Source organism: Bradyrhizobium sp. (assembly GCF_049691595.1).
GTDB lineage: Bacteria > Pseudomonadota > Alphaproteobacteria > Rhizobiales > Xanthobacteraceae > Bradyrhizobium.
Window position 1 is genome coordinate 1 of record NZ_JBAVNZ010000127.1, and the last position, 8,705, is coordinate 8,705.

Here is an 8,705-nt window from a genome sequence, read left to right on the forward strand (position 1 = left end):
CCCGCTCGAAGATGCCGAAGCGAAGTTTGCCGCGCAGGGGATCGCCAAAGACAAGCGCGTGATCGCCTATTGCGGCGGCGGCATTTCCGCCACCATCGATTTGTTCCTGCTGCATCGGCTTGGTTACCACGATCTCACCCTCTACGACGGCTCGATGGGCGAATGGGCAAAAGACGCGGCGCTGCCGATCGAAACGGATTAGACAAGACTTCGCGACCCCGCGGCGCGTTGCGCCCGGTTCCTGCGCTTGTCACCCTCGAGAATGGAGGGCGCAGGGAATGCCGGGTGCTTGCTGCACCCGCGGTCTCGTGTGCAAGGATGCACATAGAAGGCGCACACGAGCATACAGGTACAGACGGAGCATTCCGGCATTCCCTGCACAATGGTTTTACGGTTTATGCCGCGCTCTCCTCGGCGACGAATTCGTCTTGTCACCGTCATCAGCGGATATGGATTGTCTAAACCCGGTCGGGCCGACGCACCTCCGCTAATTTAGCACCAGCAACGGGTGCCAGGACCACACGGTTTTGCCGTCCGCATCAGCGCCGGTCGTCTGCGTGATGGTGATCGCTCACGGGTTGACCCGCCCTGCAATCCCGCTTCGCGCCCAACGCTGCCGCGTCCACCGCAACCCGTCCCAACGTTCGTGACGATGGCCAACGCCCCTCTTCTCGGGACGGGATGGCGCGAACTTGTAGAGATGATTTGCCCGACGAGCAAAGCGAAGAATTTTTCGAAAGGGGGCTGGACAGCATTTTGGTGATTTGCCCGACGGGCACGCTTTAACGGCTTCGCACGAGGGCGCTCGGAAGTCTCCGGTCATGCCGGGACGTTGGGATCCGGCACAATCCTCGGATCAGGCTTGTTGACGAGGTAGAGCCCGGCGATCACGAGCAGCGCGGCGGCGCCGAACGCTGCGGTCAGCGTGTCGTGCATGATGAAGTAGCTGGCGACCACGCCGAACAGCGGCGTGATGAAGGTGAAGGCCGACAATTTGCTGGCGGAATAGGTCTTCACCAGCGTGAACCACAACAGAAACGTGAGCCCGACCACCCAGACCGCCTGATAGATCATCAGCGACATGGCCAGCGGGCCAGGAACCCGGGCGATGGTTTCGCCCGAAATCCAGGCCGCCAGGCCGAGGATCGGGATCGAAACCGCCACCTGATATCCCAGCACCTTTTCGGGTGGCGCCCGCAGCAGAGAGGTTGCCTTGACGAGCAGCGTCGTGGCGGCCCACAGCGCGCCACCCGCGACGATCAGGAGGTCGCCCAGAATCACATTGGCATCGACATTGGTCTGGGGCACGCCGATCGCCAGCGCCACTCCGGCGAAACTGACACCCAGCCCGCCCCATTGCGAGGCGCGCAGCCGCTCCCCGAGAAACTGGTAGGAGCCGAGCGCAACGAAGAATGGCGCGGTGTAGAGAAATACCACCGCGCGCGAGGCCGAGGTCAGCAACAGGCCGCGATAGATCAGCACGAATTCCAGTCCGAACAGCACGCCCGCAAACAGGCCTACCCGCAGCGTACCGTCGGCTCCGAAGATCTTCACCCCGCGCAGCCTCGCGATCAGGAACAGCACCGGCAACGCGCCCACCGAACGGATCGTGGCCTGCAGCATCGGCGGAATGTCGGGAAGCACCAGCTTGACCGCGATCTGATTGAAACCCCAGCTGAAGCACAACATCAGGATCAAGGCGATGGCGCCGGGGCTGAGCGGACGCCCGGCAGATCGCACTATTTCGTTCGCTGACATTGATCCCCGTGGCCGGCTTGCCGCCGTGTCGTTGTTATGGCTTCTGACAATGCGCGCAGGTACCGGCGATTTCGACGACGGAAAGTTTCGGCGCAAAGCCGGACGCGCGCGCGGCGGCGTTGAGGCTTTGCGCCACCGGCGCGGCCGGAATTTCGCCGACCAGGCCGCAGTGATCGCAGATCAGAAACGCCACCATCGCGGCCGCGTCATGGTCATGGGCGCAGGCGAGAAAGGCGTTGCGGCTTTCGATGCGGTGAACGAGGCCGTTCTCCATCAAAAAATCCATCGCCCGATAGACCGTGATCGGCGCCGGGCGCGGCATCGATTTGGCGAGCTGGTCGATCACCTCATAGGCGCCGAGCGGACGATGGCTGGACAACAGCGCCCGCAGCACCTGGCGGCGGATCGGCGTGAATTTCTGCGCCCGGCGCGCGCAGACCTGTTCGGCATGCGAAATCGCTTCCGCGGTGCAGCGGCCGTGATCGTGGTCCGGCGCGGGAAATGTGGGTTTGGCCGAGGTCATCGTGGCAATTGGTAGCATTTTGGCGGGCAATCCCAAAGCCCCGGCCGGATCGAGGCTTCCAGCCATGTGGTTTCGGCGGGGCAGACCCCTGTTTACCCGCCATGCGGAATTCATAAGCTAGCTTATCATAGTCAAAGCTTATGGAGACGATGCCGATGCGCGGTTCGGTGGATATGAACTTCCTGTTTACGCTTGGCGAGGTGCAGCGGCTGGTGCGCGCCTATGCCGACAAGCAGGCGGCGCGCTACGGCATCACCCGCGCGCAATGGGCGGTTCTGGCCAAGGTGGAACGCAGTGAGGGCCTGAAGCAGTCGGAACTCGCCGAACTGATGGAAATGCAGCCGATCACGCTGACGCGGCTGATCGACAAGCTCTGCGACAATGGCTGGATCGAGCGCCGCGGCGACGCGACCGACCGCCGGGTCAACCGGCTTTATCTGCGCAAGGCCGCGCGGCCGCTGCTCGGCAAGCTCGGCGGGCTGCGCTCCGAACTCACCGCCACCGCGCTCGAGGGCATCCCTCCCGCCGACGCCCACCGCCTGCTCGCCCAACTCGAATCCATCAAGGAAAACGTTCGCAACGCGATCCAGAATTCGCCCGGCGAACCGCCGCGAAAGGAGCAGCGTTATGGCTGATCCGGTCCTCAAATTCCCGCCCGAACAGAAGACCAATCCGCCTGCCCCGGCATCCCGGCCGAAAATCGCCGCGGAACCGCGCCGCCGGCTGATGGCCGGCTTACGCCGTTACCGCCGCTTCCTGCTGCTGGTGGTGCTGCCGCTGGTGGCGCTGATGGCCGGACTCACATTCTATCTCAATGGCGGCCGCTACGTGACCACCGACGACGCCTATGTCGGCGCGCAGAAGGTGCTGATCACGCCCGATATCTCCGGCAAGATCATCAGCGTCGCGGTGAAGGAGGGCCAGCAGGTTTCGACCGGCGACGTCATGTTCCAGATCGATCCGGTGCCGTTTCAACTGGCGCTGGCGCAGGCGCGCGCCAAGCTCGATGACACCAAGACCAGCCACGACAACCTTGTTGCCAACGTGAAGCTCTACGGGCAGACGATCGAACTCGTCAACGCGGGTATCGCGCTCAAGCAGCGCGATGTCGAGCGCAAGACCTCGCTGGTGAAGAGTTCGGCCGGATCGCAGCTCGATCTCGACAACAGCGCCACCGCGCTGGTCACCGCGCAGGCCCAGTTGCAGATCGTCAGGCAGCAGCGGTCCAACGCTCTCAACCAGCTGCTCGGCGACCCCGATCTGCCGCTGGAAAAGTTTCCCGCCTACATGCAGGCCAAGGCCGTGCTCGACGATGCCCAGCGCAATCTCGACCTCACCACCGTGCGCGCGCCGATGAACGGCACCGCCACCCAGGTCGAGCAGATTCAACTCGGCCGCTTCGTCGCCGCCGGCACGCCGGTGTTCAGCGTGATCGATACGTCGAACCCGTGGGTCGACGCCAATCCGAAGGAATCCGACTTCACCTATGTCGCGGTCGGGCAGCAAGTCATTCTCGAGGTCGATGCCTTCCCCAACCATGTCTTCAGGGGCACGGTCGGCTCGCTCTCGCCCGGCACCGGCGCGCAGTTCGCGATCCTGCCGCCGCAGAACGCCACCGGCAATTTCGTCAAGGTGGTGCAGCGGGTGCCGGTGCGGATCTATTTCGACAAGGATGACAAATTCGTCGGCAGGCTGAAGGCCGGCATGAGCGTCTATGCGACCATCGACACCAACCACCGGCGCTCGCTCGCGGCCCTGCTCGGCTTCCACCCGGCGGCTGCGAACCAGGACTGACCATGTCCGCTCCCGCGCCATCCCCCAGCATGATCCCCGGCCTGCGCCGGAACATGGTGACGATCTGCGCGATGACCGCGACCATCATGCAGGCGCTGGACACCACCATCGCCAATGTCGCGCTGCCTTACATGCAGGGCACCTTGTCGGCGTCGCAGGACCAGATCAACTGGGTGCTGACCTCCTACATCGTGGCGGCCGCGATCATGACCGCGCCGGTGGGGTGGATCGCCAACCGCTTTGGCCGCAAGCGCATCTTCATCCTGTGCGCCGGCGGCTTCACGGTGGCTTCCGTGCTGTGCGGCGTCGCCCAGGACATCAACCAGATGGTGCTGTTTCGCCTGATGCAGGGCGTGTTCGGCGCGGCGCTGGTGCCGCTGTCTCAGGCGGTGATGCTCGACGGCTACACCCTGCAGGAGCGCGCCAAGGCGATGTCGATCTGGGGCACCGGCGTGATGATGGGCCCGATCATGGGGCCGTCGCTCGGGGCATGGCTGACCGAGACCTATTCCTGGCACTGGGTGTTCTTCGTCAATCTGCCGTTCGGCGTCTTCACCGTGCTCGGCCTGCTGGTTTTCATGGACGAGACCAGAAAGGACATCAACCTGCGCTTCGACTGGTTCGGCTTCACCGCGCTCGCGATCGGCATCGGCAGCTTGCAGATCGCGCTCGACCGCGGCGAACAGCTCGGCTGGTTCGAATCCGGCGAGATCATCGCCGAATTCATCGTCTCGGCGGTCGGCTTCTATTATTTCCTCGCGCATTCGCTGACGACCGCCAGACCGTTCATCCAGTTCGCGCTGTTCCGGGACAGGAATTTCATCAGCGGCTGCGTGTTCATGGCGGTCATGGGCCTGGTGCTGTTCTCCACCATGGCGCTGTCCTCGCCATTCCTGCAGAACGTGGCGGGGTACCCGATCATCACCGCGGGCCTGCTGCTGGCGAGCCGCGGCTGCGGCACCTTCATTGCCATGATGATGGTCGGGAGGATGATGCGCTACATCGAGGCGCGCACGCTGATCATCTCCGGCCTCAGCCTCACCTGCCTTTCACTGTTCTACATGACGGCCTGGACCGATCAGACCGGGGTGGCCGAGGTCGTGGCGATCAGCATCGTCCAGGGTTTCGGGTTCGGGCTGGTGTTCGTGCCGCTCTCCACGGTGGCGTTTCTGACACTGCCCGACCATCTGCGCACCGACGGCACCTCGATGCTGACCCTGATGCGCAATGTCGCGAGTTCGATCGGCATTTCCATCGTGATTTCGCAACTGACCGAAGGCTCGCGCCGCACCTACGCCGTGATCTCGCAGCACGTCAATCCGTTCAACCATGCTTTGCAGATGCCCGATGTGCGCGGCATCATCGACCTGACCACCGACAAGGGCCGCGCGATGGCGGACGCGATGGTCAATCTGCAGGCACAGATCATCGCATTCTCGCACGACTACCAGATGGTGATGGCCTTCACGCTGTGCGCCATTCCGCTGGCGGTCATGATCGGTTCGACCAAGGCCGCGCTGCGCAAGCAATCGGCTGTACCGGAACCCGCCGTCATCGAGTAGTTTCGCCGAGATTCGCCGGATCGGCCTATGGCAGCCTAGTTCCTGCCCAGCCCCGCGACCCGGCGATCGGATTGCAGTGTTGGCCCGGGCGCGCCGTCGGTCGCGTTGAAGTCCCAGGCGTATTCGGCCGGTCCGATATAATTTCGGACCGCGGGGTCCGCGATCAGGGCGCAGACCTTCGGGATTTGCGGGCAGTCCGGGATCGGCGTGGCGACGCCAGATTGCGGCGCCGCCAGCGCCAGCTGCGGGCTCACCACCCGGGCGCTGTCCGCGTTCTGAGCGAGCGCTGCGCCGCTCGATATCAGAAGCACGCCAGCCGCCTTTCGAAGGACACCCGCCACATCGAAACGATTCGTTGTCATCGCACCTGCTCCTTGATCGGAATCGGTGCAACGAGACTGTCATGACGAGGGCCGGCATGGCGTCATCCATTCGCCTGACGCCGGCGCGCCCTGGCATCATTCGATCGAATGATGCCGGCGAACTCGCTTTGTAACCTTACGCTTCCGGAGAACGAGGCCACGCGGCGCAGCACGTCCATCGCTGCCGCATGCGCGGGCTCGATTCGCGTATCCATCAATCTTCACAGAAGATTTTTTCGAAGTGGATCGATCACCGGGTCAGGCCCGGTGATGACAATCAACTCACACGTCGAAAAACACCGTCTCGTTGTCGCCCTGCAGGCGGATGTCGAGGCGATAGACCGCGTTGCCATTGCCGGGCTGGCGCGCCGCGATCAGCGTGGCGCGGCGATCGGCCGGCACCAGCGCCAGCACCGGGTCACTCGCATTCGCGGCTTCGCCGTCGAAATAGATCCGCGAATACAGATGCAGCAGCATGCCGCGCGCGAAGACCGCGAGCAGCAGATGCGGCGCCTGTGGCTCGCCGTCGGGGTCCGCTACCTGCCCCGGCTTGATGGTGTCGAAGGCATAGAAGCCGTTGGCATCGGTGCCGCACCGGCCGAACCCCCTGAACGAGGAATTCGGCAGCGCGCGCGTGTCCTTCGGATCGGAGAAACGGCCCTGCGCATCGGCCTGCCAGATCTCCAGCATGCAGTCCGGCACCGGCGCGCCGTCGCCGTCGAACACCCGGCCCTCGACGCGGATGCGTTCGCCCGAGGCGTCCGGCGTCACCAGGTTGTTGTTGAAGGCGTCGTTCCAGGCGTATTTGCCCTTCGGCGTCAGCCCATAGGCGAAATACGGACCGACGGTCTGCGACGGGGTAATTCCCTTGGCGGTTTCGGACACTATTTGGTCTCCATCGGCGTGGCGCTGCGCCCGCGCAGCACGATTTCGAAGCGGTAGCACAGCGCCCATTCCGGCCTGGTGTTTTCCAGATCGAATGCGGAAATCATCCGCAGCCGCGCCTTCTCATCGGTCACCGAATTGAAGATCGGATCGAACGGAAACAGGGGATCGCCGGGAAAATACATCTGTGTCACCAGCCGCGAGACGAAGGCATGGCCGAACACCGAGAAATGGATGTGGGACGGCCGCCAGGCGTTGTGATGGTTGCCCCAGGGATAGGCGCCGGGCTTGATGGTGACGAATTTGTAGTAACCGTTGGCGTCGGACTGCGTGCGCCCGGCGCCGGTGAAGTTCGGATCGAGCGGCGCCGGGTGCTGGTCGACCACATGGATGTAGCGGCCGCAGGCATTGGCCTGCCACACCTCGAGCAGCGTGTTCGGCACGCCGCGGCCGTCTTCGTCGAGCACGTGGCCGTGCACGATGATGCGTTCGCCGAGCGGCTCGCCCTTGTGCTGGATGGTGAGGTCGTGGTCGTTCTCGCGCACCGTCTGATGGCCATAGACCGGCCCGGTCAGTTCCGACAGCGTATGCCGCATCGGAATCAGCGGCTTTTGCGGCGACCGTTTTACGGTGCTCTTGTAGGCGGGCGACAGCCGCGGCGGATGCGCCGCGTTGCTCGCGATGGGGTAGATCAGGGTCATGGATCAAGCCCTTTCGGCATATTCTCCGTCATTGCGAGGAGCGCAGCGACGAAGCAATCCAGCTTTCGGCGCTATGGATTGCTTCGCTGCGCTCGCAATGACGGCCTGGGTCATCCCCGTCAATTCAATTTCTCGATCGCCACTGCGACGCCCTGACCGACGCCGACACACATGGTGGCGAGCGCGCGTTTGCCGCCGCGCTTTTCCATGCCGTGCACCGCCGTCATCGCCAGCCGCGCACCGCTCATGCCGAGCGGATGGCCGAGCGCAATCGCGCCGCCATGCGGGTTGACGAAGTCGGCATCATCCTTGACGCCGAGTTGCCGGAGGCAGGCTATGCCCTGGCTGGCAAAGGCTTCATTGAGCTCGATCAAATCGAAATCGCTGATTTTGAAGCCGAGCCGTTCCATCAGCTTGCGGGTCGCCGGCACCGGGCCGATGCCCATGATGCGCGGCGGCACCGCGGCCGAGGCAAGGCCGAGAATGCGCGCGCGGGGGTTAAGGCCGTGCTTCTTTACGGCGGCTTCGGAGGCGAGGATCATCGCGGCAGCGCCGTCATTGACGCCGGACGCGTTGCCGGCGGTCACGGTGCCGGGATTGCGCACGATCGGCTTCAGTTTTGACAATCCTTCGAGCGTGGTCTCGGGGCGCGGATGCTCGTCCTTGTCGACGCTGATCGGTCCGGCCTTGCCGCCCGGCACCGAAACCGGGATGATCTCCTCGACGAAATAGCCCGACGCGATCGCCGCCGCGGCGCGCTGCTGCGAGCGGATCGCAAACGCGTCCTGATCGGCGCGCGACACCTGAAATTCCTCGGCGACGTTCTCGCCGGTCTCGGGCATCGCATCGACGCCATACTGCGCCTTCATCAAGGGATTGATGAAGCGCCAACCGATGGTGGTGTCGAAAATATCGGCCGAGCGCGAAAACGCTTCCGGCGCCTTGCCCATCACGAACGGCGCCCGCGTCATCGATTCGACGCCGCCGGCAATCGCGAAATCGATCTCGCCGGCGCGGATCGCACGGCCCGCCGCGCCGACCGCATCGAGCCCGGAGGCGCAGAGGCGGTTGAGCGTCTGGCCGGGAACCGTCTCGGGCATGCCGGCCAACAGCAGCGCCA

At 64.1% G+C, this 8,705-nt stretch carries 10 protein-coding genes; 4 read left to right on the plus strand and 6 right to left on the minus strand.

The genetic code is table 11. The features are described 5' to 3' along the window. The coding region (locus tag WCE35_RS05825; protein WP_424592398.1) for a sulfurtransferase at nucleotides 1-202 on the plus strand (202 nt) is incomplete at its 5' end. Nucleotides 203-819: 617 nt separating this feature from the next. Here the strand turns inward: WCE35_RS05825 and WCE35_RS05830 are convergent. Both WCE35_RS05830 and WCE35_RS05835 read right to left on the minus strand, forming a co-directional pair. Then, a complete protein-coding gene (locus WCE35_RS05830; RefSeq protein WP_424592399.1) occupies nucleotides 820-1,758 on the minus strand; it encodes a DMT family transporter in 939 nt (312 codons plus the stop codon). Nucleotides 1,759-1,792: 34 nt separating this feature from the next. Next, nucleotides 1,793-2,281, minus strand: coding sequence for a Fur family transcriptional regulator (locus tag WCE35_RS05835; protein WP_424592400.1), 489 nt, complete (start codon nucleotides 2,279-2,281; stop codon nucleotides 1,793-1,795). Nucleotides 2,282-2,421: 140 nt separating this feature from the next. Between WCE35_RS05835 and WCE35_RS05840 the strand changes: the two genes are divergently transcribed. The 3 genes from WCE35_RS05840 to WCE35_RS05850 are packed head-to-tail and all read left to right on the plus strand — an operon-like array spanning nucleotide 2,422 to nucleotide 5,637. Beyond that, nucleotides 2,422-2,916: a MarR family winged helix-turn-helix transcriptional regulator gene (locus WCE35_RS05840; protein WP_424592401.1), complete on the plus strand. Its 495-nt coding sequence runs from the start codon at nucleotides 2,422-2,424 to the stop codon at nucleotides 2,914-2,916. Continuing rightward, complete coding sequence (locus tag WCE35_RS05845) at nucleotides 2,909-4,075, plus strand: HlyD family secretion protein (protein WP_424592402.1); 1,167 nt, start codon at nucleotides 2,909-2,911, stop codon at nucleotides 4,073-4,075. Before WCE35_RS05840 ends, WCE35_RS05845 begins: the two co-directional genes overlap by 8 nt. 2 nt (nucleotides 4,076-4,077) lie before the next feature. Further along, entirely contained in the window at nucleotides 4,078-5,637 is a 1,560-nt protein-coding gene (locus tag WCE35_RS05850) for a DHA2 family efflux MFS transporter permease subunit (RefSeq protein WP_424592403.1), read from the plus strand. Nucleotides 5,638-5,672: 35 nt separating this feature from the next. Here WCE35_RS05850 and WCE35_RS05855 read toward each other — a convergent pair whose 3' ends face one another. The 4 genes from WCE35_RS05855 to WCE35_RS05870 all read right to left on the minus strand — a co-directional run. After that, nucleotides 5,673-5,999 (minus strand): hypothetical protein, encoded by a 327-nt coding sequence (locus WCE35_RS05855; protein ID WP_424592404.1) that lies wholly within the window; start codon nucleotides 5,997-5,999, stop codon nucleotides 5,673-5,675. 282 nt (nucleotides 6,000-6,281) lie between these two features. Further along, nucleotides 6,282-6,887: a protocatechuate 3,4-dioxygenase subunit alpha gene (gene pcaG / locus WCE35_RS05860; RefSeq protein WP_424592407.1), complete on the minus strand. Its 606-nt coding sequence runs from the start codon at nucleotides 6,885-6,887 to the stop codon at nucleotides 6,282-6,284. Beyond that, the gene (pcaH, locus tag WCE35_RS05865) at nucleotides 6,884-7,585 is read right to left on the minus strand and encodes a protocatechuate 3,4-dioxygenase subunit beta (protein WP_424592405.1); all 702 of its coding nucleotides are present in this window, start codon (nucleotides 7,583-7,585) and stop codon (nucleotides 6,884-6,886) included. The genes pcaG and pcaH overlap by 4 nt, the downstream gene beginning before the upstream one ends. Before the next feature lie 119 nt (nucleotides 7,586-7,704). After that, nucleotides 7,705-8,705 (minus strand): acetyl-CoA C-acyltransferase (locus tag WCE35_RS05870; protein WP_424592406.1); only part of this gene is annotated, 1,001 nt, incomplete at its 5' end.